At 65.2% G+C, this 25,824-nt stretch carries 24 protein-coding genes; 12 read left to right on the plus strand and 12 right to left on the minus strand.

Going from position 1 to position 25,824, the window contains the following annotated elements:
• Positions 1-56: 56 nt before the first annotated feature.
• From FBZ93_RS29475 to FBZ93_RS29500, 6 genes are all read right to left on the minus strand, one after another.
• Entirely contained in the window at positions 57-317 is a 261-nt protein-coding gene (locus FBZ93_RS29475) for a DUF3297 family protein (protein ID WP_050422511.1), read from the minus strand.
• Positions 314-790: a glutathione peroxidase gene (locus FBZ93_RS29480; protein WP_146990826.1), complete on the minus strand. Its 477-nt coding sequence runs from the start codon at positions 788-790 to the stop codon at positions 314-316. Before FBZ93_RS29480 ends, FBZ93_RS29475 begins: the two co-directional genes overlap by 4 nt.
• Position 791: 1 nt before the next feature.
• Positions 792-2,183 carry an amidase family protein gene (locus tag FBZ93_RS29485; RefSeq protein ID WP_146990828.1) on the minus strand — a complete coding sequence of 464 codons (1,392 nt, stop codon included), beginning with the start codon at positions 2,181-2,183 and terminating at the stop codon, positions 792-794.
• A 72-nt stretch (positions 2,184-2,255) separates the two neighbouring features.
• Positions 2,256-2,825, minus strand: coding sequence for a c-type cytochrome (locus FBZ93_RS29490; protein ID WP_146990829.1), 570 nt, complete (start codon positions 2,823-2,825; stop codon positions 2,256-2,258).
• A gap of 118 nt (positions 2,826-2,943) precedes the next feature.
• Positions 2,944-4,218, minus strand: coding sequence for a PQQ-dependent sugar dehydrogenase (locus tag FBZ93_RS29495; protein ID WP_146990831.1), 1,275 nt, complete (start codon positions 4,216-4,218; stop codon positions 2,944-2,946).
• Between the two features lie 192 nt (positions 4,219-4,410).
• On the minus strand, positions 4,411-4,668 hold the full coding sequence (locus FBZ93_RS29500; RefSeq protein ID WP_016839844.1) for a DUF6894 family protein: 258 nt from the start codon (positions 4,666-4,668) through the stop codon (positions 4,411-4,413).
• A gap of 324 nt (positions 4,669-4,992) precedes the next feature.
• Here FBZ93_RS29500 and pqqA point away from each other — a divergent pair, with 324 nt between their 5' ends.
• The 7 genes from pqqA (at position 4,993) to FBZ93_RS29535 (ending at position 10,291) form a co-directional block, all read left to right on the plus strand.
• Positions 4,993-5,073, plus strand: coding sequence for a pyrroloquinoline quinone precursor peptide PqqA (gene pqqA, locus FBZ93_RS29505; RefSeq protein WP_035635412.1), 81 nt, complete (start codon positions 4,993-4,995; stop codon positions 5,071-5,073).
• Between the two features lie 162 nt (positions 5,074-5,235).
• On the plus strand, positions 5,236-6,165 hold the full coding sequence (gene pqqB / locus FBZ93_RS29510) for a pyrroloquinoline quinone biosynthesis protein PqqB (protein ID WP_146990833.1): 930 nt from the start codon (positions 5,236-5,238) through the stop codon (positions 6,163-6,165).
• A gap of 20 nt (positions 6,166-6,185) precedes the next feature.
• Positions 6,186-6,941 (plus strand): pyrroloquinoline-quinone synthase PqqC, encoded by a 756-nt coding sequence (gene pqqC, locus FBZ93_RS29515; RefSeq protein ID WP_146990913.1) that lies wholly within the window; start codon positions 6,186-6,188, stop codon positions 6,939-6,941.
• Between the two features lie 10 nt (positions 6,942-6,951).
• Positions 6,952-7,260, plus strand: coding sequence for a pyrroloquinoline quinone biosynthesis peptide chaperone PqqD (gene pqqD, locus FBZ93_RS29520; protein WP_167529262.1), 309 nt, complete (start codon positions 6,952-6,954; stop codon positions 7,258-7,260).
• A complete protein-coding gene (gene pqqE, locus FBZ93_RS29525; RefSeq protein WP_146990835.1) occupies positions 7,257-8,477 on the plus strand; it encodes a pyrroloquinoline quinone biosynthesis protein PqqE in 1,221 nt (406 codons plus the stop codon). The genes pqqD and pqqE overlap by 4 nt, the downstream gene beginning before the upstream one ends.
• Complete coding sequence (gene pip, locus FBZ93_RS29530; RefSeq protein WP_146990836.1) at positions 8,467-9,438, plus strand: prolyl aminopeptidase; 972 nt, start codon at positions 8,467-8,469, stop codon at positions 9,436-9,438. The genes pqqE and pip overlap by 11 nt, the downstream gene beginning before the upstream one ends.
• 34 nt (positions 9,439-9,472) lie before the next feature.
• The gene (locus tag FBZ93_RS29535; RefSeq protein ID WP_246667695.1) at positions 9,473-10,291 is read left to right on the plus strand and encodes a glutamate racemase; all 819 of its coding nucleotides are present in this window, start codon (positions 9,473-9,475) and stop codon (positions 10,289-10,291) included.
• A gap of 147 nt (positions 10,292-10,438) precedes the next feature.
• On the opposite strand, the gene FBZ93_RS29540 is transcribed toward FBZ93_RS29535, so the two are convergent.
• A complete protein-coding gene (locus FBZ93_RS29540) occupies positions 10,439-11,194 on the minus strand; it encodes an ArsR/SmtB family transcription factor (protein ID WP_146990840.1) in 756 nt (251 codons plus the stop codon).
• Between the two features lie 349 nt (positions 11,195-11,543).
• On the opposite strand from FBZ93_RS29540, the gene FBZ93_RS29545 reads away from it, so the two are divergent.
• Positions 11,544-12,860 carry an MFS transporter gene (locus FBZ93_RS29545; RefSeq protein ID WP_246667698.1) on the plus strand — a complete coding sequence of 439 codons (1,317 nt, stop codon included), beginning with the start codon at positions 11,544-11,546 and terminating at the stop codon, positions 12,858-12,860.
• A 22-nt stretch (positions 12,861-12,882) separates the two neighbouring features.
• Here the strand turns inward: FBZ93_RS29545 and FBZ93_RS29550 are convergent, their stop codons facing one another.
• From FBZ93_RS29550 to FBZ93_RS29570, 5 genes are all read right to left on the minus strand, one after another.
• Complete coding sequence (locus FBZ93_RS29550; protein WP_146990844.1) at positions 12,883-13,590, minus strand: L,D-transpeptidase; 708 nt, start codon at positions 13,588-13,590, stop codon at positions 12,883-12,885.
• 117 nt (positions 13,591-13,707) lie between these two features.
• Positions 13,708-14,496 (minus strand): molybdate ABC transporter substrate-binding protein, encoded by a 789-nt coding sequence (locus tag FBZ93_RS29555; protein ID WP_167529263.1) that lies wholly within the window; start codon positions 14,494-14,496, stop codon positions 13,708-13,710.
• A 131-nt stretch (positions 14,497-14,627) separates the two neighbouring features.
• The gene (locus tag FBZ93_RS29560) at positions 14,628-15,821 is read right to left on the minus strand and encodes a DUF1501 domain-containing protein (protein ID WP_146990848.1); all 1,194 of its coding nucleotides are present in this window, start codon (positions 15,819-15,821) and stop codon (positions 14,628-14,630) included.
• Between the two features lie 15 nt (positions 15,822-15,836).
• Positions 15,837-17,354 carry a DUF1800 domain-containing protein gene (locus tag FBZ93_RS29565; RefSeq protein ID WP_246667696.1) on the minus strand — a complete coding sequence of 506 codons (1,518 nt, stop codon included), beginning with the start codon at positions 17,352-17,354 and terminating at the stop codon, positions 15,837-15,839.
• A gap of 113 nt (positions 17,355-17,467) precedes the next feature.
• The gene (locus tag FBZ93_RS29570; RefSeq protein ID WP_146990852.1) at positions 17,468-19,759 is read right to left on the minus strand and encodes a caspase family protein; all 2,292 of its coding nucleotides are present in this window, start codon (positions 19,757-19,759) and stop codon (positions 17,468-17,470) included.
• A gap of 195 nt (positions 19,760-19,954) precedes the next feature.
• Here FBZ93_RS29570 and FBZ93_RS29575 point away from each other — a divergent pair, with 195 nt between their 5' ends.
• The 4 genes from FBZ93_RS29575 to FBZ93_RS29590 all read left to right on the plus strand — a co-directional run bounded on the left by FBZ93_RS29575 (position 19,955) and on the right by FBZ93_RS29590 (position 25,536).
• Entirely contained in the window at positions 19,955-20,626 is a 672-nt protein-coding gene (locus FBZ93_RS29575) for a DUF4286 family protein (protein WP_146990854.1), read from the plus strand.
• Positions 20,627-20,867: 241 nt separating this feature from the next.
• Complete coding sequence (locus tag FBZ93_RS29580; RefSeq protein WP_146990856.1) at positions 20,868-22,667, plus strand: FAD-dependent oxidoreductase; 1,800 nt, start codon at positions 20,868-20,870, stop codon at positions 22,665-22,667.
• Positions 22,637-24,484 carry a 2-oxoacid:acceptor oxidoreductase subunit alpha gene (locus FBZ93_RS29585; protein ID WP_167529264.1) on the plus strand — a complete coding sequence of 616 codons (1,848 nt, stop codon included), beginning with the start codon at positions 22,637-22,639 and terminating at the stop codon, positions 24,482-24,484. The genes FBZ93_RS29580 and FBZ93_RS29585 overlap by 31 nt, the downstream gene beginning before the upstream one ends.
• Positions 24,481-25,536 carry a 2-oxoacid:ferredoxin oxidoreductase subunit beta gene (locus FBZ93_RS29590; RefSeq protein ID WP_146990860.1) on the plus strand — a complete coding sequence of 352 codons (1,056 nt, stop codon included), beginning with the start codon at positions 24,481-24,483 and terminating at the stop codon, positions 25,534-25,536. Before FBZ93_RS29585 ends, FBZ93_RS29590 begins: the two co-directional genes overlap by 4 nt.
• Positions 25,537-25,824 lie beyond the last annotated feature (288 nt).

The following is a 25,824-nucleotide window of genomic DNA, read 5'->3' on the forward strand; positions in this document are numbered from 1 at the left end:
GCTTGCGGCGCGATGGATTGCTTCGCTGCGCTCGCAATGACGGCGGTGGAGTCTGTTCAGGACTTCGCCTTGTCCCTGAAATACGGCTCGACGGGGCCGTGCACCTTGATGGTCAGCGGATTGCCGTAACGGTCCTTGGCATTGCCGGCGGTGACCCGCACCCAGCCCTCGCTGATGCAGTATTCCTCGACATTGGTCTTCTCGGCGCCCTTGAAGCGGATGCCGACATCGCGCGCCAGAATCTCCGCGTTGTAGTACGGGCTGTTCGGATCGACCGAGAGGCGGTCGGGGAATTGGTCGTTGGTGTCGTCGCTCATAGCAGCGCCTCGATTTCCTTCTTCAATCCTTCGGGCCGGGCGGTCGGCGCATGCCGCGCCACGACCTTGCCGGCGCGATCGACCAGAAACTTGGTGAAGTTCCATTTGATCGCCGGCCCGAGCAGGCCCGACTTCTCACGTTTCAGGTGTTCGTACAATGGATGCGCGCCGCTGCCATTGACGTCGATCTTGGCGAACATCGGAAACGTCACGGCGTAGTTGGTTTCGCAGAACGCCGCGATCTGCTTCGCATCGCCCGGCTCCTGCGCGCCGAACTGGTTGCAGGGGAAGCCGAGCACGGCAAAGCCGCGCGGCGAGAGGCCGGCGTGCAGCTCTTGCAGGCCCTTGTACTGCGGCGTGAACCCGCAGGCGCTCGCCGTGTTCACGATCAAGAGCACCTGCCCCTCGAACTGCCGCAACGGCATCTCTTCGCCGGCGAGCGACTTGGCCGTGAAATCGTAGACCGTCGCCATCTCAGGTCACCGGATCAATGGCCGCCGACGGCGTGCCGCCGGCTTCAACCGCCTCGCCCGCGGCAAGACAGAGATCCTCGCGATAGCGGGCCGCCACCAGCTGCACGCCGACTGGAATCCGTCCCACCAGCCCGGTGGAGACGACGAGCCCCGGCAGCCCCATGAACGGGATCGCGATCTGCGGCAGCTGCGCGTGCCACACCCGTGCGAACGACGCCTCGTCCTTGCGGTCGAGATGATCCGGGAACGGCAGCTCGCCGGAGACCGGCATCAGCAGCACCGGATATTTGTCGAGGAAGGCAAACCATTCGCGCGTCAGCGTCGCGCGGCGGGTCAGCGCCTGCGACAGGTCGAACGGATGCACCCGCGCGCGGACGCCGCGCAGGCAGGCCAGCGCGCCGGGATCGCCCTCGCGCTCGGCAAACGCGAGCTGCGCCTCGTAGCCGTCGCCGAGCCAGAGCCGGGTCTGGATCTCGGCCGCCTCGCGCAAGGACGGCGTGTTTGCGATCTCGTCGACGATCCAGCCGGCGGCTTGCAGACGCTTGCCGGCATCGGCGACCGCGGCGACCACTTCCGGCACCGGGTTGAGACCATCGGGATTGAGGCACATCGCAACGCGCTTCTCGCGCGGCGGGCCCTCGAGCGGCACCGGCGCATACCAGGGATCGCGATAGTCCGGCGCCGACATCGCCGCGAGCGAGATGCGCAGGTCGCCCACCGTGCGCGCCAGCGGGCCCGAGACCGCGCTGATCTGCGGACCGATCGGACGCTCCGGCAATGCGGCATTGAAGGCCGGGATGCGGCCCATGCTCGGCCGCAGGCCGTGCACGCCGCAGGCATAGGCCGGATAGCGGATCGAGCCTGCGATATCGGTGCCGTGCGCGATGTGGCCGATGCCGGCCGCGACCGCGGAGCCCGCGCCGCCCGACGAGCCGCCCGGGGTGATGCCGGGATCGCGCGGGTTCTTGGTGTCGCCGTGAATGAGGTTGGTGGTGAACCAGCGGTAGGACACCGCCGGGCAATTGGTGCGGCCGAGCAGCACCGCGCCGGCCTTGCGCAGATTGGCGACCACCGGATTGTCGGCCTTGGCGATCAGGTCGCGCTGCGCCTTCAGCCCGTTGGTGGTGGCGTAGCCCTCCTGGTCGACATTGACCTTGATTGTAACAGGCACGCCGGCAAGCGGCCCGACCGCCTCGCCGCGCGCAATGGCCGCATCGACCTTCGCGGCCTGCGCCAGCACGTCGTCCGGCCGGTGATCGACCACCGCGTTGATGTCAGGGTTGACCGCATCGAGCCGGGCGAGCCCGGCCTCGGCCGCCTCCTTCGCCGATACCTTCTTCGATTTGATGAGGCCGGCGAGCTCGGTTGCCGACAGACGCCAAAGATCCTGCATGAGACACTCCGTATGACGGAGGCGTTTTAGCGCTACATGCAGAGCAAGGCCAGCTTCCCGCCGCGTAGCCGGTCAGCGGAAATGCGCGACGTAATAGGCAAGGTCGCCGATCTGCTCCTTGGTGACCGTCTGCATCACGTCCGCCATGGTGGCGTCGTAGCCGTGCCGGCTGTTGTCCTTGTATTCGGCCAGCGTCTTGGCGAGGTAGTCCTCGCGCTGGTTGGCGATGCGGGGGACGTTGTCCTTGCCCGAGAAATCGGTGTTGTGGCAGCTGTTGCAGCGGTTCTGCTGCGCCAGCGCCTGGCCGCGCGCCATCCGCGCCGGATCGCCGGCGTCAGCAGGCGGCGTCGGCTTCGGCAGGGTGGCGATGAAATCCGAGAAGCTACGCAAATCGTCGTCGGTCATCGGCTTCGCCATCTCGTTCATCGGGTCGAATACCCTGAGCTTCTCGCGAAACATGAACAGCTGGATCAGCGCATAGGGCGCCTGCTGGCCGCCGAGCGAGGGCGTGTTCTCGGTCTCCGACGTGCCGCGCTCGCCATGGCACGCAAAGCACGCCGCGGCGCGTTCCTGGATGGTCTCGGCATTTGCGGAGAAGCTGAGAGCGGCCAGTGCCAAGGCTGCGATGATTGTTTTATGCATTGGCCGCTCCCGGCATGTTCCGTCATTGCGAGGAGCGAAGCGACGAAGCAATCCATATCGCCGCAAGTGGCGGAATGGATTGCTTCGCTTCGCGCGCAACGACGATGACGACTTTCAGTTACTGGTTGGCGACCTTCGGCTTGCCGTAGCTGACGCGATAGACCGCGCCGTTCCAGTCGTCGGAGACCAGCAGCGAGCCGTCCTTTAGCAGCATCACGTCGACCGGACGGCCGACATACTTGTTGTCCTCGAGGAAGCCGGTCATGAACGGCTCGATCGACTTCACGGTGCCGTCCTTGTTCAGCCTCACGACGACGACGTCACCGCCCTGCTTCTGCGACTTGTTCCAGGAGCCGTGACGCGCGACGAAGATCACGTTCTTGTAGGTCTTCGGGAACTGGCTTCCGGTGTAGAAGCGCATGCCGAGCGAGGCGGTGTGCGGGCCCATCAGGCCGACCGGCGCTGTGTAGTCCTTGCAGTTCTTGCCCCAGCCGAGCTCCTGGTCGATGATGTTGCCCTGGTAGCAGAACGGCGCGCCGAAATCCTCGCCCGCCTTGGTGACGCGGTTGAGCTCGTCTTCCGGCACCGTCTCCGACAGCCAGTCGCGGCCGTTGTCGGTGAAGTACATCTGCTTGGTCTCGGGATTCCAGTCGAAGCCGACCGAGTTGCGCACGCCGAGCGCATACACCTCGGCGCCGGAGCCATCGAGATTCATGCGGCGAATCTGGCCGTGGTCGGCATCATGCAGCACGTTGTTGCCGGGCTGGCCGACCGGGACATAGAGCTTGTTGTCGGGACCGATGGCGATGAACTTCCAGCCATGTGCCTCGTCCTTCGGCAGCTTGTCGTAGATGACGGTCGGCTTCGGCGGGTTGTCCAGATTGTCCTCGATCTTGTCGATCTTGGAGACCTTCGAGAGCTCGGCGATGTACAGCGTGCCGTCCTTGAAGGCGACGCCGTTCGGGCGGTAGAGCCCGGAGGCGATCACCTTGACCGAGCGCTTGCCGTCCTTGTTGACGATTGCATAGACCTTGTCGACGAGGCGGCTGCCGACGAACACGGTGCCCTTGTCGCCGAGCGCCAGCGAGCGCGCATTGGCCATGCCGGCGGCGTAGACCTCGACATTGAAGCCGGCCGGGACCTTGAGCTTGGCGAGCGGCAGCTTGTCGGGCGCTGATGGCAGCGGCGGCGGCGCCACCGGCGCGAGCTTGGCGGCGGCTTCATTGTCCGGACGTCCGATCAAGGGCGAGCCCGGCGGCAGCGGCTGGGCGGCCGGAGCGGCGCCCGCGGCGGGCGCGGCGGCCGGCTGCTGCGCCGCAGCAGAGAGCGTGAACGCGCCCAGCATGGCCCCCGCCAGCAGCAGGCTGCGCGGTGCGAACGAGTGTTTTTTCATGATGATCTCCCCTGGGTGGAAGCCTTTGTTCATCGCGCCATTAATGTCGACCGGCGCCATCAGGCTTTCCGTTCATAGTCTTGCGAATTTGTCCGGACAAATGCAATCGGAAACATGCCGACATCGCCCAACGCATGGTTGTGACGACGGTCCAACGGATCGTTGTGACCAACGCGGCCTTGTCAGCGCTCGTCAGTGCCTCGTCATCGAGCGGTCCGGGCGATCGAGGATCGCCTCGGTGAATGGAAACTCCAGTACGATCTCGCCCTCGTCGTCGGTCACCTCGATGACCGCGCTGAGCAGCGCGCCGTCGGCGCCTTCGGTCTTCAGCAGCTCGCGAATCATCGCCCGCGCCATCTCCCACGCGCGATCCGGGTCGCGCAGGATTTCGCCGTCGGGATCGGAAATCAGCTCGTCGCCGATACGGGTATTGAAGAAATAGCGTGGCATCGGCAGAACTCGGCTCGGTTAGTCGCTTCCCGTGGCGGGGAAGCACAGAATCGTCATCAGGACCTTCGGAGGATCATCTGGCCCCTGTCTCTTAATCCAAGATCACCATTCGCCGTGTGGCGAACAACAGGAAAAAGGTCTGACGGCACCGGGTTTTGACGGGAAAAGCGCGCACAAATTTGTGAGTGGGCCGGATTTGTCTTCCGCAATGCAGCATGCCGTTCCCGGGGATGCCTAGCGAAAAATTTAAGTGGCGAACTTTTCCAACCACAGTAGTTTACCTGCAGGGCGGAAAGTTCGTCCGGTTGCAACAAGGAGAGCCTAATGGCCTGGAAAGCACCGAAGATCGTCGAAGTGTCGGTCGGCATGGAAATCAACATGTATATGTGCGCCACCCGCAAGTAAGCGGCAGCGCCCTATACACGTTTAGCGTTTTAGCGCAGGTGGACATCCGGGCGTAACGCGCTCCCGAGCACGGGGGTGTGTTCCAAATCCGGAGTCCACCTCGTAACGTTTTTGGGTCCGCGTTATTTTGGATCCGCGTTCAACGTCTCCAGGGGACGGATCATGCTTCGTGTCGTCGTCCTGGGTGCCGCGGCGGGTGGCGGCGTTCCGCAGTGGAACTGCGGCTGTACCGTGTGCCGAACGGCACGTGGCGACCATCCCGAATTGCAGAGCACGCAAGCCTCGATCGCAGTCAGCGGCGACGGCGCGCACTGGTTCCTGGTCAACGCGTCCCCCGATCTCCGTCAGCAGCTGATCGCAACGCCGCAGCTGCATCCGAAGCCCGGCGCCTTGCGCCACAGCCCGATCGCGGGCGTCATGCTCACCAATGGCGAGATCGATGCCGTCACCGGGCTGCTGTCGATGCGCGAGGGCTCGCCGTTTACGATCTACGCGCACGAACGGGTGCTGGCGATCCTGCGCGCGAACAGCATCTTCAACGTGCTCAGCGGGAAGAACGTCGCCCGCCACCCGATCGCGGTCGACCAGGCCTTCGAGCCGGCCCTGCCCGACGGATCGCCGTCCGGGCTCGAGGTGCTGCCGTTCGAGGTTCCCGGCAAGGGCGCCTGGTATCTCGAGGGCAAGGCGCATCCGGCGGGCGCCGACGGTGTCGGCGATACGCTGGGCCTGCGTATTGCGGACAAGCGCAGCGGCAAATATTTCTACTTCCTGGCCGCCTGCGCCCGCGTGACCGACGACCTGAAAGCCCGGCTCAAGGGCGCCCCGCTGGTGTTCTTCGACGGCACGGTGTGGCGCGACGACGAGCTGATCGCGGCCGGGCTCGGCAACAAGACCGGCCAGGGCATGGGACATATCGCGATGTCGGGCGATCAAGGCGCGATCGCAAGCCTCGCCGGGCTCGACATCGGACGAAAAGTGTTTTTGCATATCAACAACTCCAACCCGGCGCTGCTTGGGACCTCGGCCGAACGCAAGGCGGCCGAACAGGCGGGCTGGCAGATTCCCTCCGACGGAACGGAGATCGTGCTGTGAATGTCGTGCCTACCAACGGAATGACCGCGCTCTCGATCGGCAAGGGCATCGCGCTCGAAACTGCCGAGGAGATGGAGGCAACGCTGCGCACCATCGGTGCGACGCGCTATCACAGCCTGCACCCGTTCCACCGCCTGCTGCACGGCGGCAAGCTCAACAAGGGCCAGGTCCAGGCCTGGGCGCTGAACCGCTATTACTACCAGAGCACGATCCCGCTGAAGGACGCGATGGTGATTTCGCGCTTCCGCGACCGCAACACGCGGATCGAATGGCGCCATCGCATCGAGGATCATGACGGCGATCTCGGCAATGAAGGCGGCATCGAACGCTGGCTGAAGCTGACCGAAGGCCTCGGGCTCGATACGGCCTATGTGGAGTCCACCGAAGGCATTCTGCCGGCGACGCGCTTTGCCGTGGAAGCCTATGTGCATTTCTGCCGCGACCGCACGCCGCTGGAGGCGATCGCCTCCTCGCTCACCGAATTGTTCGCGCCGAACCTGCATGAGGAGCGCATCTCCGGGATGCTGAAGCATTACGACTTCGTCAACCCCGACATCATGAGCTATTTCAGCCGCCGCCTGACGCAGGCGCCGCGCGACGCCGGCTTTGCGCTCGACTACGTCAAGCAGCATGCCAGGACGCCGGCCGAGCGCGAGGCGGTATGCAACGCGCTGATCTTCAAGACCAACGTGCTCTGGGTGCAGCTCGACGCGCTCTACCACGCCTATGTCGACGGCCAGATTCCGCCCGGCGCCTTCGTGCCGAAGGCCAGTTAGGGATACGATCATGGCCAGCCGCAACATCAACGTCAGCGAGACCAGCCGGCCGAAACTGCCGCGTCATGCCAAGCTGAAATTCGACGAGACGCGGCAGGTCTGGGTGATCCTGGCGCCGGAGCGCGTGCTGGCACCGGATGAAATCGCCGTCGAGGTGCTGCATCTCTGCGACGGCGTCCGCAGCGTCGCCCAAATGGTGGACCAGCTCGCGGAAAAATACGCCGCGCCGCGCGAGGCGATCGCAACCGATGTGATCGCCATGCTGCAGGACCTGGCCGACAAGGGCTTTCTCACCGAAGCGCGCGAGAGCACAGCATGAGTGACACGCTCGCCGGCAACAAGACGACGACAGCAGGCCCAACCGACGGGCTCGCGGTGCTCGAGCAAACGCGCTCGGCGGCCGAGACCTACGGCATCCCGCTCGCGGTACTGCTCGAGATCACCCATCGCTGCCCGCTGCAATGTCCGTATTGCTCCAACCCGGTCGAGCTCGACCGCGGCTCGACCGAGCTCACCACAGACGAGTGGAAGAAGGTGCTGAGCGAGCTTGCCGAGCTCGGCGTGCTGCAGGTCCATTTCTCCGGCGGCGAGCCGACCGCGCGCAAGGACATCGTCGAGCTGGTGCAGCACGCGACCGATGTCGGGCTGTATTCCAACCTGATCACCTCGGCGGTGCTGCTGACGAAGGACAAGCTTTCGGCGCTGGCCGATGCCGGCCTCAGCCATGTGCAGATCAGCTTCCAGGGCAACGAGCCCCTGGTTGCCGATCGCGTTGCCGGCCTGAAGGACGCGCACAGGAAGAAGCTCGAAGTCGCGAAATGGACCCGCGAGCTCGACATGCCGCTCACGGTCAATGCGGTGATGCACCGGCAGAACCTGCATCAGCTGCCCGACATCATCCAGATGGCAGTCGACCTCGACGCCGACCGGCTCGAAGTCGCCAACGTGCAGTATTATGGCTGGGCGCTGAAGAACCGCGCCGCGCTGATGCCGACGGTCGAGCAGATCGAAGAGACCAGCCGCATCGTCGAGGAAGCCCAGGCGCGCCTGAAGGGCACGCTCGCGATCGACTATGTGGTGCCGGATTACTACGCGCTGCGGCCGAAGAAATGTATGGGCGGCTGGGGTCGCCAGTTCTTCAACATCTCGCCGGCCGGCAAGGTGCTGCCGTGCCACGCCGCCGAAAGCATCACCGGGCTCGAATTCGAGTCGGTGCGCTCGAACCATTCGATCGCCTGGATCTGGCAGAACTCGGAGGCGTTCAACCGCTATCGCGGCACCGGCTGGATGCCGGAGCCGTGCAAGTCCTGCGAATTCCGCGAGGTCGATTACGGCGGCTGCCGCTGCCAGGCCTTTGCGCTGACCGGCGATGCAGGGAATACCGACCCGGCCTGCGCGCTGTCGCCGCGGCACGAGGAGATTTTCAAGCAGGCCGAGCAGGAATCCGCCGGCTCGCAGAACCGTTTCCTGTATCGCAACTTCGCCGGCGGCACGCTGGAGGCGGACGAACGCCAGGACAAGCACGATGGCTCCTGACGCCGACGCCGGCAAGGCTGCCAGGCGCGCCGATCCCTTCGCTCCCCTGACGTCGGAATGGCTCGATGTCGGCGACGGCCACAACCTTCACGTCGAGAGCGTCGGGCGCGAGGGCGGCATTCCTGCGGTCTATCTGCATGGCGGCCCGGGCAGCGGCTGCCAGCCGGACCATCGCCGGCTGTTCGATCCGGAGCGCTTTCACGCCGTGCTGTTCGACCAGCGCGGCTGCGGCCGCAGCCGGCCGAAGGGCGGCCGCGACCACAACACGACGCAGCATCTGATCGCCGACATGGAGAAGATCCGCGAGCGCTTCGGCTTCGCGCGCTGGATGGTGGCCGGCGGCTCCTGGGGGGCGACGCTGGCGCTGGCTTATGCAGAGGCCCATCCCGAACGCGTCAGCGGCCTCGCGCTGCGCGCGACCTTTCTCGGCACAGCCGAGGAACTGGAAGACGTCTTCCTGCGCGCCTTGCCGCGCTTCTATCCCGATCTCTCAGAGGACTTCCTCAACTTCCTGCCCGAGTATGAGCGCACGGCGCCGCTTGCGGCCTATTATCGCCGCATCCTCGATCCCGACGCCACCGTGCATGCGCCGGCCGCGCGGGCCTGGCACGACACCGAACGCGTGCTGTCGGAGCACACGCCGAAGCAGACGCGGCTCGACCTCAAGGCCTCGGGCGCCCTGCCCTCGACGCCGTTCATGGAGGCGCACTACTTCGCCAACGATTGCTTCATGCGGCCCAACCAGCTGATGGACGAGGCCGGCAAGCTCGCCGGCATTTCCGGCATCCTGGTGCAGGGCCGCTATGATCTCTTGTGCCCGCCCGCGACGTCGCACGCACTCGCCGCGCGCTGGCCGGGCAGCGAGGTCCGCATCGTCGATGGCGCAGGCCATATCCTCTACGATCCCGGCATCCGCAACGCGGTGATGAAGGCGATCGCCGACCTCGCCGCCAAGGCCTAGCCGGCAACTCCATCGGAAGCCAATGACCGACCAAATGCCTGATTTTCCTGTCCTGAGGAAGCCCGTTGCCGTGTTCGACGCGGGCATCGGCAGCTATGCGGCCGTGGCCGCGTTGCAGCGCGCGCTTCCGAAGCAGGACCTCATCTATTTCGCCGATCGGGCAAGCTTTCCCTATGGCGGCAAGAGTCGCCAGGAGCTTCTCGACACCATGAAGCGAACCCTGACCTTCCTTGCGCGCTTCGATCCCGCGGCGATCCTCGTCGCATCCAACGCACCTTCGATCACGGTGCTGGACGATCTGAAAGACATGATCGCCGTGCCGGTGTTCGGGGTACGCCCGCCGGTGAAGGACGCGTTGCAACAGGCGAAGGGGCGACACGTTGCGGTTCTCGGCGTCAAGTCGCTGGTCGAAAGCGCGGAGATGCGCGCCTTCGCGGCTGCCGAAGCGGGCGATGACGTCGATCGCGTTCACCTCGTCAATGCATCTCCGCTGGTGGATCTGGTCGAGAGCGGCGCTTTTCTTTTCGACCAGGGCGGTGTCCAACGACAGGTCGACGCGTTCGTCTCCGCGCTCGATTCCCGACATACCGATATCGGGGCGATGACGCTCTCCAGCACCCATCTTCCGTGGCTGCGCAGCTTCCTCGAGCGCGCGGCGCCGGGACGGCCGCTGCTCGACCCGCTTGAGCGCGCGCTTGGTGCGATCGGCCCGGTCGCTGTTGAGGGACGCGGCGAGCTGCTCGGATTGGTCACCGAAAACGATCGCTACATGGCAAGCGATTTCCAGCGCATGCTTGAGAGGCTCGGGGTGGTGCTGCCGCTCCACGTCGTCCCGCGCATGATCGAGGATTGACCCAAGGCGGACTTCGTCGAATGTTTCTCACTGGCCGCGTCGGCTTGCTTGGTCCCACAATCCCGCGATTTTGAGGTCAAATACGAACGACAGTAGCCGCGGCCGAAGCGGCTGATGCACTGCTAGCTCCACTCCGGGGGAAGCTGTCTAAACCGGGATAACCGCTGCCCGGCCTCGGGACAGTGATGCAACAGGCCCCTTGCAGGCGTCCGTTGGTAGTGCGCCCTCAATGCCGAACGTTGCGGCAAGTTCTCTAACGCCAACGGGAGTCACGAGGAGCGCGCGGCTATCCCGGATATGCTCGACCCAATCGTGCTCGAGGGCGTGACGAAGAATGGCAGCGCCGACCGCCCCGGCCAGATGCGGCCGGCGCTCGCTCCAGTCGAGACAAGGTCGGCAGAACACTCGGCGCTTGGAGGCGAGGCAAAGATCGACGCCCAACGCATCGAAGAATGACCGACCGGCATCGGTCAGTTGGCCGCCATCCTCGTCGAGCAGAATAAACGACTGTTGGACCAGCCGGTCGGCGATTGCAACGGCGATGCGGCCGGCCATGTGGTCATAGCATGTGCGCGCGTGTCGAAGCGTCTCTCCGCCGCGCCAGAGATTGCGCTGCCGTGCGGGTCCTTCCTGCGCCACGACCATGAGACCTTCCAGCATGCGTGCGACAAGCGGAGAGGCCAGACGGAAATATCGTCGTCGGCCCCGCCTTTCAACCGCGAGCAGTCCGGCGTCGCTGAGTTTCGCGAGATGGCCACTCGCCGTCTGCGGCGCCACGCCGGACAGATAGGCGAGCTCCGTGGCGGTCAACGTTCGGCCATCCATCAGCGCACTAAGCATGTTGGCGCGCCCCGGATCGCCGACGAGTGCCGCGACCTGCGCGATCTTGGGTCCCGTGTCCATCTCTTTGTCCTACGCCGACCAGGACGCAGCGCCAAGCACAAACACTTCGGCGAAGATCGTAGTGTTTCCGCGAGACCGGCGCGATCGCGGGACATAGATTGCGCGGACACCAATACGCCCCGTCGAAGCAAGTGCTGTCACCAAGCATAGATCATCCTGCGGCGTCGAATATTCGATCGATATCGAATGATCATCGCAAAACGGGGCTTATCTGAGCCGTCAAATTCTCACAGACAACTGAGTGTGATCAATGCAACCAACTTTGCTCGACACAAGGCGTCGGGAACAAGCCCGCCCCGACAACACGTCATTGCATTCGCATCTCGCGAAGCCGCTGGCGCTTGCGGCCATGAGCCTCGGCCTTGGCGTGGTGCAGCTCGACATCACCATCGTCAACACCGCGCTGAGCAGCATCGGGACCTCGCTCGGCGGCAGCGTCGCCGAGCTGCAATGGGTGGTGACCGCCTATACCATCGCGTTCGCTGCCTTCATTTTGACCGCCGGCGCGCTCGGTGACCGCGTTGGCGCCAAACGGATATTCATCGGGGGCTTTGCAATCTTCACGCTGGCTTCGCTCGCCTGCGCACTGGCCTCGTCGGCGGTGTTCCTGATCGCCGCGCGCTCCGTGCAGGGCCTGGCGGCGGCGATCCTGGTGCCGAACTCGCTGACGCTGCTCAATCACGCGTATGCCGATCCGCAGGCGCGCGGCCGCGCGGTCGGCTTCTGGGCTGCAGGTGCGAGCGTCGCACTGACTGCAGGGCCGTTCGTCGGCGGCGCACTGATCGCGCTGGTCGGCTGGCGCTCGATCTTCTTGGTCAACCTGCCGATTGGCGCCGCCGGCCTCTGGCTCGCATGGCGTTATGCGGAGGAGACGCCGCGACTCGCGCAGCGCGAGATCGATCTGCCGGGTCAGATCGCGGCGATCGCAGCGCTCGGCACGCTGGCCGGCGCTCTGATCGAGGGCGGCGTGCTCGGCTGGAGCCATCCGCTCGTCATCATGGGCTTCGCGGCGGCGGCCGTGATCGGACTCCTGTTCGTATGGCGCGAGGCACGCGCGCCGCAACCGATGCTGCCGCTCTCGCTGTTTGGCCATCGCATGTTCGCGCTGACCGCGCTGGTCGGGCTTCTCTTCAACATCGCCTTCTACGGCCTGATCTTCGTGCTGAGCCTCTATTTCCAGAAGGTCAGTGGCTGGTCGCCGTTCGCAACGGGCCTCGCCTTTGTGCCCATGATGGGCATGGTGCTGCCCGCCAACCTCGTCGCCGCGTCGGTCAGCGAGCGCCTGGGCGCGCCGCAAACCATCGCGCTGGCTTCGGTGATCACCGCCGCGGGCTGCATTGCGCTGCTGCCCATGACCTCAGGCACGAGCTACTGGGCGATCGGCGTGCAACTCGTCGTCCTCGGCGGCGGCCTCGGCCTGCTCGTGCCGCCTTTGACCTCGACACTGCTCGGCAGTGTCGAGAAGTCGCGATCCGGCATCGCCGCAGGCGTACTGAATGCGACGCGACAAACAGGCAGCGTGCTTGGTGTTGCTCTGTTCGGCTCGCTGGTCGGAGGGGACTATGGGTTCATTGCAGGCGCACATGCCTCGCTGGTGATATCGGCTGCCGTGCTGCTCGCAGGTGCGGTCGTGATCTGGCTTGGCCGATCAAAGAAGGGACGGTGAAGAGGAGATGTGCAGACCGAGCCTATGCCGGCAGTACGATCACCTTCGTCTTGACGGGCGTTCGCGAATAGAGGTCGAGCATGTCCTGGCTGAGGAGGCCGGTACAGCCGCTCGTAATGCCGTTCCCGATCGTTTCGGGATCGCTGGTGCTATAGATCGTGTAAAGCGTGTACACCCCATTTTGATAGAGGTAGAGCACGCGGGCGCCGAGTGGATTGTCGAGACCTCCCGGCATGCCGCGAGCATATTTGCCCGCCTCCGGCTGGCGCGCGATCATCTCCTTGGGCGGCGTCCAGGTAGGCCACTCGGCTTTGCGCCCGACATACGCCTCTCCGCTCCAGCGGAACCCATCTCGGCCGACATTGGCGCCATAGCGGGTCGCGTTTCCTTCGCCTTCGATCCGGTAGACATAGTATTTGCTCGGATCGACGATGATCGTACCGGGCGTCTCTGCGCTGTCGTACTTCACTGTCTTGCGAAAATATTTCGGATCGACCTTCCTGACGTCGACCGCGGGGATCGGGAATTTCTCGTCGGGCACGGGCCCGTAGAGTTTCTCCGCCTCGGCCAAGCTCATGTAGTCGGATGCGCAACCAGCCAGGCTAAGCGCGGCGAGACCGGCAGCGGAGCCGAACAGAAACGCCCGGCGGTTGACAAGCCGAGACCGATGATCAGGCAGAGTCCCCTCATCCATCGCGCCGGCGTCGGCAATTCCACGGTCCATGAACATGATTTCGGATTTCCCCTTGTCCCGTCGTACGCCCGGAGCAGACTTTGGCATACCGCAGGAAGGTGGAGAAAAAGTTCTTCGTCAGCCGGGGTCGAAAATCTCCTTGACGAAAACGCGCTAGGCCGGATCCATTCCCTTGGACTTGAGCACGGCGGAACCGGTCGGACCGGTGAGGAGCTCGATCAGCGATCTGGCCGCTGCCGGATCCTTGCTCGTGGATCCGATGCCGACCGCGAAGACGATCGCGCTGTTCAAATCACCGGGCAGAGGGCCGACCACCTGAGTCCCCGGAACCGCGGCAATTTCCGAGGCCTGTGCGACGCCCATTTCGACTTCGCCCTTGGCGACGAGTTCGCCCGCTTCGGCGCCCGGCACCAGGACGGTCTTGGATTTCATCTGGTCGGCGATGCCGAGACGATCAATGACCTTGGCGAAATAGACGCCGCTGGCACCGCCCTTCGCTGGATCGGCGTAGGAGATCGATTTGGCAGCGAGCAGCGCAGTCTTCAGTTTCTCCACCGTGCTGATGTCGGGCTTGGGCGCACCGGTACGTACCCCGACGGCGACATAAGAGCTTCCTACGTTGACGATGCTGCCCTGGGCAACCTTGCCCTGGGTCAGCAGACCGTCGAGGGCAGTGCGCGACAGGATCATCACATCTGCGGTTTCGCCCGCCTCGATCCGCTTCTTCAGATCGGCGATCGTGCTGTAGACGACCATTAGCTTGTTGCCGCCGCTGCTCTCGAACTTCGGGATCAGTTCGCCGAGTGTAGGGGTGAGCGCGACCGTGCTCATGACCTTGACGTCGGCGGCATGCGCGGCGGGTGCTGCCGCTCCCAGAGCTAACAGGAACGAACACTCGACCGCCGTCGCAAGGGCGGCCCGTCGCGAGAAAAACCGTCCCATCATGGCTCTCTTGCCTCCCGGTTGGCTGGATCCCAAGCATAGCCGAAGCGGACAGCGTCGCCCGCGCGGCCTGGACCCGTTCGCCGGCCATGCCGGCATGGCGTTGGTTTCGATATTTTGGCAGTGCCCCTTCACACCAGGTTGAGGTCCTTCGGCTTGATCCCGGTGAAGATGCGCTCGAGGCTCGCCTGCTGCAGGCCGTAGACGTGCTGGACCAAGCCGGCGAAGAACGCCTTGTAGTCGGTCAGCACAGGATAATCGCGGTTCTGGAACAACGTCGCCTGTGCGATCTGGACCTGCTCGCCGGCCATCCGACCGCCGTTGATGCCGCCGCCCATCACCCAATAGACGCTGCCATGGCCATGATCGGTGCCGCGGTCGCCGTTCTCGCGGAACGTCCGCCCGAATTCGGAGATCACGACCACGACCGTATCGCGCCACATCGCCGGACCGATCTCTTCCGAGAAGCCGGCAAGGCCCCTGCCGAGTTCACCGAGACGGTCGGCGAGATAGCCGGTCGCGGCGCCCTGGTTGACGTGGGTGTCCCAGCCGCCGACGTCGACGAAGCCGAGGTTGAACTGCTCGCGCATCAGGCGGCCGATCCGCCGCGCCGACAGTTCGAAGCCGCGCGGCGACACCGCGCCGCGGTTGGCCGCCATCATCTCCTCGGAAACCGATTTGTAGACGTCGTCGCGGACGCGGAAGCCTTCCGACACCGAATTGGCGAGATCGCCCTTCGCATACATCTCCCTGATCAGCCGCGCCTGCCGGTCGTCGACGCCCGGCTTGCTGACGCTGGCGATGCCGATGTTCGGGATCTGGTTCTGGCCGCGGAAGATCAGCGGCAGCTGGTCGGTGAAGGAGATCGGCTTCACCCGCGTCAGCTCGGTCGCCAGCCGGCTCATGAAGCCGGAGCGGTAGTCGCGGCTGCCGCCGACCGCCTGCCCGAGCTCAATCGTGTCCTGGGTCTCGAAATGGCTGCGCGAGAGGTCGTCGCTGGTGCCCGCGAACGGGACGAAGGCGATCTCGCGCCTGGCCCACAGCGGATAGATCGACTCGCGAAGCGCCGGATGCAGTCCCCAGCCGGCGTCGAGCGCCAGCGCCGCATTCGGATTGCCGGCATCGGGCCGCGCGACCGCCAGCGTCGGGCGCGAGGCGTAGTAGAATTCGCTGCCGACCGGCACCACCACATTGGCGGCGTCATAGGCGCCGCGCAGAAACACCACCAGCAGGCGCGCGTCGGTCGCGGGCGCCGCCCAGACCCGGCCGGCAAGGGTGAGCGAGGCGGAAGCGGCGAAGGCCTTGAGCAGTTCGCGGCGGTTCATCGGCGAACCTCCCTTTCAGTGCATGAACTCGGGTGACGACAGAAACAGCGTGTTCCAGTCCTGCGGCGAGACCGCCTGGTCGAGCGCGGCGAGCGTGGTCGGGCTCAGCGTCTGCCTGATGTTGCTGAAGTAGAGGCCGTTCATGACAAGCGGAAACGCCGGCTGATCGACGGCATTGGGCTCGTTCGGCTTGAACAGTCCGGCCGATCCCGAGCCGATCGCGCGCGCGATCTCGAAGCGCAGCATCATCTGCCCCGGACCGTTCCAGGCCGCCGACAGCATCGAATAGCCGTCGGGCGTCTCGTGGTTGAACAGGCCTTCCGACAGACGGTTGAGCCAGCCCTGGACCGGCAGCGTGTTGAGGATGACCTTGTTGTCGTAGGCAAGCCGCACCGACGACATCACGTAGAGCATCGGGTCCTTGAACTTGGCGCCGCCCTTCAGGCTCGCGGTGAATTCCGGCGCATGAACCAGCGTCGACATCACGGCCGCGATGTCACCGTCGGTCTTCTGGAAGGTCTGCGCCATCTGCTGCACCAGCGCGGGCGGCGGATTGTCCGACACGAAATAGGTCGCGAGCTGCTTTGCGATATGCGTGGCGGTCGCGGGGTGACGGCACAGGATGTCGAGGGCTTCATCGACCTCGGCGAGGCCGCGGCCCTTGATCTGATGGCCCAAGAAAGCCTTGTCGCCGAAATCGTGCCGCGCCGGATTGAACTCGAAGGCACCCTCGCGAACCAGCTGGGATTGCTGCTCGGGCTTCAGCTTCGGGTCCTCCGACTTGAAGTCGATGCCGACGCCGGTGAGGATCCGCGCCAATGCCTCGACATCGGCCTGGGTGTAGCCGGAGCCGACGCCCATGGTGTGCAGCTCCATGATCTCGCGGGCGTAGTTCTCGTTGAGATGACCGGCCGCGTTGTCGGCGTTGTCGAGATAGCGCAGCATCACCGGATGATGCAGCGTCGCCGACAGCAGATTGCGGAACTTGCCGAGCGCGTTGGCGCGGATCGCGCGGTCCTCGTAGTCGCCGACCAGCACGCGGATGTTGGACTTGTACTGGTGGACATTGAAGTGATTGAACCAGAACCAGGTCAGGCGTTCGCGCAATTGATCGGGGGCATAGAGCGCGTGCAGGATGGTGCGGGCCGCGGCCTGCCGGGCGCGGTCGTTCATGGCCTGCTGATAGACCTGTTGCGCCGCCTTTTTCTGCTCGGGATCGGCGACCTGGTTGGCGGATTTGCCCTGCTGGTCGAACGAGGCCGCAATGTCGAACGGGAAGCGATGCACGTCCGGCATCGCCTCTATCTGCTTCTGCACGGCGACCGGCAATGCCGTGCCAGCCGGATGCAGCTGCTCCTGCAGCCAGCGTTCGGTGCCGATCTCGCGCAGATGCGCCGCGCTGGACGCGTTGACGCCCCAGGTCAGGCGGTCGAGCAGCGCGATGTCCTGCGCCGCGAGCTCGGCCGCCCGCGCCGGCTGGTGGAACGCCACCAGCGCGGCGATCGTGCCGATCACCAGACGCGTTTTCTTCACGCGAACCGGTATCCACTTCGCTCGAAAACGCTCTAGTTTCGCGACTGTCCGTGGTCCGAGTGTGGCCGTGATGCTCATGAAGGCTGACCTGCTCGGCTCATGGTGTCATGCCCTCAGTGTTTGCATTTGCCGGGAGGGCATGCCGGCGCGGCGCGGGCTGGTGCCGCGGGCCTTGGCGGCGGTGCTGCGCGTTGCGCTTGCATCGCCGGCCGTGGCGGCGGCGGTGGCGCGGCGCGTGGAGCCGGTGCGGGCGCCGGGCGCGGCGCAACGGCTGCGGCACGCGGCGGCGGAGGTGCGGCACGCGGCGGAGCTGCGACCCGCGCCGGCGCGGGCCGGGAGACCGGCGGCGGCGACACCGCGGCATGCGCGGGTGCCGAACGCGCTGCAGGCGCGGACCGGCCCGACGGGGCGCGGCTCGCCGGCGACGGCGCTGTTGCCGGCTTCACATTTGCAGTCGGCGCGGTCGCGGCATGGCTGAGCGGTTGCTGCCTGCCGGGCTTGCCGGCGGTCGCGGGCGCGGCCGGCGCGTTTGTCGTGGGGGCTGCGCCGGGCTTGGCCGGAGGCGCAGGTTGCGCATTGGCAGGTGCCATGGCTGTCGCCGGCTTACCGGGAGCGACCACATTCGGCTTGGCCCCAGGCTGCGCGGCTCCAGGCTGCGCGGCGCCCGGCTGCACGGCGCCATGCTGTTGCGCGGCGCTCGGCGGCGCGGTCGCCGATTGCGGCAGCAGCGGCGGTCCATTCTTCGCGCCCGGAAGGGTATGCGCACCCGGCGCACCCATTGCGTTCGGCGCGGCGGCTGCGTTCGGCGCAGCGCCGGGCGCTCCCATCGCCGCGCCTTGCGCCGGCGTCACGCCTTGCGGACCGCCAGGCCGTGCCAGGTTGGCGCGCTGCATCGCCGCGGCCGGCAGTTGCGGTGCTGCCGTGACCGGTGCACCGCCCATTGCCGCGGTCACCCCGGCCGCATGAAGCTGCGCCGGCGTCGGGTTGGGATTGTTGATCACGGTGTTGATGACCGTCGTGTTGTGGATGTTGTTGAACACGATGTTGTTCTGCGGCGGCACCACATAGGCCGGCGCGGCGACATAGGCCGGCATCGCCACGAAGAACGGCGTCGGCAACACGAACAGGCCGATCGGCGGCGGCGGCGGCGGCAACACGACGAAGTCCGGCGGCGGCGGCGGCAGGAAGAACACCGGCGGCGGCGGAGGCGGCGCGAAGGCGAACACCGGATCGCTGTAGTAGAGCACCGGGCGGTCGACATAGACGATCTCGTCGGGTGGCGGCGGCGGCACGTCATAGTCGAGCACGGTGAACTGCGCGGGCGGCTCCAGCGCGGCCGACAGATAAGCGAGCCGGCGCCTTGCGTCGTAAGCATGCGGCCCGTGCGGATAACGCCGCAGATACGACCAATACGCATCGGTCGAATCGGCGTTGTAGGTGCGCCGCCAGGTGATGGCCTCGCGCCGCGCCGCCACGATCACGCGCACCCGCTTGGCCTGCGGATCGTTCGGATAGGCCTGCAGGTAGTCCTCGTAGCCCTGCAGCGTGTCGCGCTCCAGCGCCGCCGCGTAGGCATCCTGCGCCGGGAAATCGCGGATCGGCTTGGTGCGCAGTCCGGCATCGACCTGCTGCGGCGGCGCATCCGGCTTGCGCTCGAAGAACATGAAGGGCGCGTCGACCTTCTGCGCATTCCACGGGATCTCGGCGCCCTTGGTCATTTCGTTGACGCGCAGGCGGACGCGGTCGAACACTTCGGGCAGGGTCAGGCCGCCGGCGCGAATCATTTCCGCCAGCGCCTGCGCATAGGGCCCGTAAGGCGGCGCGCCGTCGGGAGCGACGGTGCCGGGCGCGGAATTGAAGGCGATCAGCATCTTCGGATCGGGATCGACCAGCGCAAGGCCGCCGGCCAGCGGCTGGCCGTCCTTGGCGAAGGGATTGCTGCGCGCCGCGTCGAGCACGATCACACCGGCCTTGATCGGCAGTGCCGACAGTTGATGGCTGTAATCGGAGATGCGGATCGCCTCGACCGGCACGTCGGTGTCGCGGGCGATCTTGGCGTCGACCGGCACGAAGTAGTTCTCGCCGGTGAGCTGCACGCCGTAGCCGGCGAGATAGACGAAGGCCACCGCGTTGGGGCCCGCGTCCTGCACCTTCTGGATGAAATCGCGGAACGACTTGCGCAACGTCTCGCTATCGAGATCGCGCGCCCCGATCACGTCGAAGCCGGCGGCCTGCAACGTCTGCGCCACCAATCCGGCATCGTTTGCCGCGGTCTGCAGCGCGCTGGCCTGATAGGCGCCGTTGCCGACCACGAGCGCGAGACGCTTCTCCTGGTCCTCCGCATGGACAGGAAGCGCGGCGAACGACACCAGACCCACGATCAATGCCCACAGAATGCGCGCCATAGTGGTCGTCCCTTTTCTTCTCAAGAGTTGGCGTAATGAATGGAAATGCTACTTCCGTGAATGCGCGCTGAACAGGATTGCGGCAATTGTGGCAATCCTTGGTCTGCACGGTCTCGGGCACCTCGGAACCGGCTTCCCGGCCCGCACCGGTCGGCGATATTGTACAGATAAAACAAGGCAAAGAAGGAGCCCCCGATGCCAATCGCCGGACAAGGCATGCTGCTGACCTCGATGGATATCGACAGCTTACACGAAGCTGAATTCAACCGCTGGTACGACCGCGAGCATCTCCAAGAACGTGTCGCCATCGACGGATTCGAGGAGGCCCGCCGCTACGCCGCCCATCACGGCAGGCCGAAATATCTCAGCCTCTACTCCACCACGACCTTCGACGTGCTCGAGAGCCCGGCCTACCGCAAGGCGCTGGCCAACCAGACCGACTGGTCGAAGGCCAACATCGCGCGCTTCCAGAACATGATCCGCGGGGTGGCGCGCATCACGATCAGCCGCGGCGTCGGCCGAGGCGCGGCGCTCGGCATCATCCGCCTCCGTCCGCCGGCCGAAGGAGCGGACAGGCTCCGCGCTGCATTGCGGGAGCAACTCGATCCAGCCTCGCGCGACGGCATCATCTCGATGCATCTCCTGGAAAACGATCCCGTGCTGTCGAAGCCGCTCACGCCGGACGCCGAAAAAGCCGATCCCGGCGCCGGCGACTGGTTCGTGCTGATCGACGCCACCGATGTCAGCGCGATCCCTGCGGCCGCGGCTGCCATCACGGGCAACGCTGCCTTGAAGCCGCTGGTGGTCACCAGCGGCGTCTATCGATTGCTGTGGGATGTCGCGAAGAGCGATCTTCCGCGCGGATAGCAACGCAGATTGGCGGTGCGCGCATGCTGCACCGCCACATAACGCAATCGAGATTAACGCTACACGCGTATCAGCCGCGCGAAAGCCGATGGTCAGACAATTTAGCCTTTGCCTTCTCTGGAACGGCTCTAATAAGATAAGCCTATGATCCAATTCAAAAACCAGAACAACGCCACGTGAGCGTTCGTCGTCAACGATAAGGCCGCGCGGGTAGGCATTTTCGCGCGGGTCAAAGGTAGGAATGAAACCGACTGATATCTCGGCGCCGGATTACTTTCATAAAGTAGTCGATTGCCAATGGGCCTGCCCCGCACACACCCCTGTTCCCGAGTACATCCGGTTGATTGCTGAGGGGCGTTACAGCGACGCCTACATGATCAATTGGCAGTCCAACGTGTTCCCCGGGATTCTCGGGCGCACCTGTGACCGTCCATGCGAGCCGGCGTGCCGCCGCGGCCGGGTCGAGGACAATCCGGTCGCGATCTGCCGCCTGAAGCGCGTCGCCGCCGACTTCAAGGACGACATCAAGCATCGGCTGCCGAAGCCCGGGCCGAAGAACGGCAAGCGCATCGCGCTGGTCGGCGGCGGCCCCGCCTCGCTGGCGGTGGCGCGCGATCTCGCGCCGCTCGGCTATCACTGCACCGTGTTCGACGGCGATCCCAAGGCCGGCGGCATGATGCGGAGCCAGATTCCGAAATTCCGCCTGCCTGACAGCGTGATCGACGAGGAGACCGACTACATTCTCGACCTCGGTGTCGAGTTCAAGGGCGGCCAGCGCGTCGACAGCCTGAAGCAGCTGCTCTCCGAGAACTATGACGCGATCTTCGTCGGAAGCGGCGCGCCGCGCGGCCGCGAGCTCGACATTCCCGGCCGCAAGGAAGCCGGCGCCAACATCCATATCGGCATCGAGTGGCTGGCCAACGTCTCGTTCGGCCATGTCGACAAGATCGGCCGCCGCGTCATCGTGCTCGGCGGCGGCAACACCGCGATGGATTGCTGCCGCACCGCGCGCCGCCTCGGCGGCGAGAGCGTCAAGGTGGTCGTCCGCTCCGGCTTCGAGGAAATGAAGGCCTCGCCGTGGGAGAAGGAAGACGCCATCCACGAGGACATCCCGATCCTCAACTACATGGTGCCGGTGGCGTTCAAGCATGTGGCCGGCAAGCTGATCGGCGTCATCTTCCAGAAGGTGCGAGCCGAATACGACGACAAGGGCCGGCGCAATCTTGTGCCCTCGGGCGAGCCGGACGAGACGATCCCCTGCGACGATGTGCTCGTTGCCGTCGGCCAGGAGAATGCGTTCCCCTGGATCGAAGCCGATTGCGGCATCGAGTTCGACAAGTGGCACATGCCGAAGGTCGACCCCAAGACGTTCGCCTCGACCAATCCGAAGGTGTTCTTCGGCGGCGATGCGGCGTTCGGGCCGAAGAACATCATCTGGGCGGTGGCGCACGGCCATGATGCCGCGTTGTCGATCCACAAGATGCTGTCCGGCGAGGACATCAACGAGCGTCCGCTGCCCGAGGTGCACGTCTCCTCGCAGAAGATGGGCATCCACGAGTGGAGCTACGACAACGACATCTCCGCCGACAAGCGCTTCAAGGTGCCGCATCGCGACAAGGTGGTGGCGCTGAAGGATATCCGCGCCGAGGTCGAGCTCGGCTACGACCTCAAGCTCGCGCTCGGCGAGGCGCAGCGCTGCCTGAACTGCGACGTGCAGACGGTGTTTTCCACGCCGCTCTGCATCGAATGCGACGCCTGCGTCGACATCTGTCCGATGGACTGCATCAGCTTCACCGAGAACGGTGAGGAGGACGATTTGCGGCAGCGCCTGAAGGCGCCCTCGCCGCATCACGACCAGGCGCTCTACGTCTCCGGCGACCTCAAGACCGGCCGCGTCATGGTGAAGGACGAAGACGTCTGCCTGCATTGCGGACTGTGTGCCGAGCGCTGCCCGACCGGCGCCTGGGACATGCAGAAGTACCTCATCGATATGGTTCAAGCGGGATCAACATGTCAGTCCAAAGCCCGATCAGCAGCGTAAACGACTTCGTCGTCCGCTTCGCCAACGTCAACGGTTCGGGCTCGGCTTCCGCGAACGAACTGTTTGCGCGTTCGATCCTGCGTCACGGCGTGCCGGTCTCGCCACGCAACATCTTCCCCTCCAACATCCAGGGCCTGCCGACCTGGTACGAGGTGCGCGTCACCGAGGACGGCCATCTCGGCGCCCGCGGCGGCGTCGACATGATGGTGGCGATGAACCCGCAGACCTGGGACAAGGACGTCGCCTCGATCGAGCCCGGCGGTTATCTGTTCTACGATTCGACCAAGCCGATGCCGTCGTCGAAATTCCGCGAGGACATCACTGTCATCGGCGTGCCGCTGACCGCGATCACCAACTCGACCTACACCGATCCCCGGCAGCGTCAGCTGTTCAAGAACATCATCTATCTCGGCGCGCTCTGCGCGCTGCTCGACCTCGATCCCAAGGTGGTCGAGCAGCTGATCGGCGAGCAGTACAAGGGCAAGGAGAAGCTGCTCTCCTCCAACGTCCATGCGCTGCATCTCGGCCGCGACTGGGCACTGCAGAACCTGAAATGCCCGCTCGGGCTGCGGGTGAAGAAGTCCGACAAGGTCGGCGACCGCATCTTCATGGAAGGCAACAGCGCCGCCGCGCTCGGCGCCGTCTATGGCGGCGCCACCGTGTGCGCCTGGTATCCGATCACGCCGTCATCGTCGGTGGCGGAAGCCTTCACCAGCCATTGCAAGAAGTATCGCCACGATCCCGAGACCGGCAAGGCGAAATACGCCATCGTGCAGGGCGAGGACGAACTCGCCTCGATCGGCATCGTGATCGGCGCCTCCTGGAACGGCGCGCGGGCCTTCACGGCGACCTCGGGTCCGGGCATCTCGCTGATGACCGAGTTCATCGGCCTGTCCTATTTCGCCGAGATCCCGGCCGTGATCATGAACATCCAGCGCGCCGGCCCCTCGACCGGCATGCCGACCCGCACCCAGCAATGCGACGTGATCGCCTGCGCCTATGCCTCGCACGGCGACACCAAGCACGTGCTGCTGTTTCCGGAGGATCCGGCCGAGGCGTTCGAGTTCGCCGCCGCCTCCTTCGACCTCGCCGAGCGGCTGCAGACCACGATCTTCCTGATGCTCGATCTCGACATCGGCATGAACCACCGGCTGTGCCGCCCGCTGAAGTGGGACGACGCCAAGCAGTACGACCGAGGCAAGGTGATGACGGCGGAGATGCTCGAGGAAGGCCGCGACTTCGGCCGCTATCTCGACGTCGACGGCGACGGCATCCCCTATCGCACCTATCCCGGCACGCATCCGACCAAGGGCTCCTACTTCACCCGCGGCACCTCGCGCGACCGCTACGCACGCTATTCCGAGGAAGGCGCCGTCTACGCCGACAACATGCAGCGCCTGGTGCGCAAGTTCGAGACCGCGCAGGACATGGTGCCGCGGCCGTTGCAGGCCAATGCGGCAAAGCCGACCAAATACGGCGTGCTGTATTTCGGCTCGACCGCGCCCGCGATGGACGAGGCGATCGGGATCTTGGAGGCGCGCGGCCATCAGCTCGACCGCATGCGCATTCGCGCCTTCCCGTTCCACTCCAGCGTCGCGAGCTTCATCGCCGACCACGATTTCGTCTACGTCGTCGAGCAGAACCGCGACGCCCAGCTGCGCCAGCTGATCGTCAACGAGAACGGCATCGACCCCGTCCGCCTGGTGCCGATCCTGCACTATGACGGCACGCCGATCACCGCGCGCTTCATCGCCAACGCGATCGGCGACCACCAGGATCATCTCAAGGTGACCCCTCTCCGCAAGGCCGTGACATGACCTACATTGCAAAGCCGAAGTTCCATCATCCCGGCCTGAAGAAGAACGAGCTGGGCTATACCCATCGCGACTACGAGGGGAAGATCTCGACGTTGTGCGCCGGCTGCGGCCACGATTCGATCACCGCCTCGATCATCGAGGCCTGCTACGAGCTTTCGATCGAGCCGCACCGGGTGGCGAAGATTTCCGGCATCGGCTGCTCGTCGAAGACACCGGACTACTTCCTCGGCAATTCGCACGGCTTCAACTCGGTGCACGGCCGCATGCCGTCGGTCCTGACCGGCGCCAACCTCGCCAACCGCGACCTGATCTATCTCGGCGTCTCCGGCGACGGCGATTCCGCCTCGATCGGCTTCGGCCAGTTCGCGCATTCGATCCGGCGCGCCGTCAACATGACCTACATCGTCGAGAACAACGGCGTGTACGGCCTGACCAAGGGCCAGTTCTCCGCGACCGCCGACCGCGGCTCGAAGTCCAAGAAGGGCGTCACCAACACCGACAATGCAATCGACCTGGTCGCGATCGCGTTGCAGCTCGGCGCCACCTTCGTGGCGCGCTCTTTCTCCGGCGACAAGACGCAATTGGTGCCGCTGATCGCGGCTGCGATCCGCCACAAGGGCGCGTCCTTCATCGACGTGATCAGCCCCTGCATCGCCTTCAACAACCACGCCGGCTCGACCAAGAGCTTCGATTATGTCCGCGAGCATAACGACGCGGTGAACCGGCTCGACGTGCTGGTCGGCCGCGATCCGATCAGCGTCGACTACGCGCCCGGCACCGTGCAGGTGGTCGAGCAGCATGACGGCTCGCGCCTCGCGCTGCGCAAGCTCGACGCCGACTACGATCCGCACGATCGACTGGGCGCGATGACGTTCCTGCAGAAGCATGCGGCCAAGGGCCAGATCGTCACCGGCCTGCTCTATGTCGATCCGGATGCCGAGGATTTGCACACCCATCTCGACACCGTCGAGACGCCGCTCAACACGATGGACGAGCAGGCGCTGTGCCCCGGCTCAGCCGTGCTGGACAAGATCAACGCCAGCCTACGGTGAGCACTCATTCTTGCCGTCACAATGAGGCGGCAAGGTTGTGCAGCAAACTCCGTGTCGTCCCTGCGAAAGCAGGGAGCATAACCACCGATGCAGATTGTCGAGCTACGCTGGAACGACGAGTCCCGTTCACAACAGAAGCCGCGGCGTATGGGTCCCTGCGTTCGCAGGGACGACAGCGGAATTGGTGGCCGCTATATGTGTCGCTCAAGACATCGCCGAACAGCGCCCGGGACTCTCCGTCGCAAAGACGCGGCAAGGATGTGCAGCAAACTCCGTGTCGTCCCTGCG

The sequence above is a fragment of the Bradyrhizobium macuxiense genome (assembly GCF_007993935.1).
In the GTDB taxonomy this organism is placed as follows: Bacteria; Pseudomonadota; Alphaproteobacteria; order Rhizobiales; family Xanthobacteraceae; genus Bradyrhizobium; species Bradyrhizobium macuxiense_A.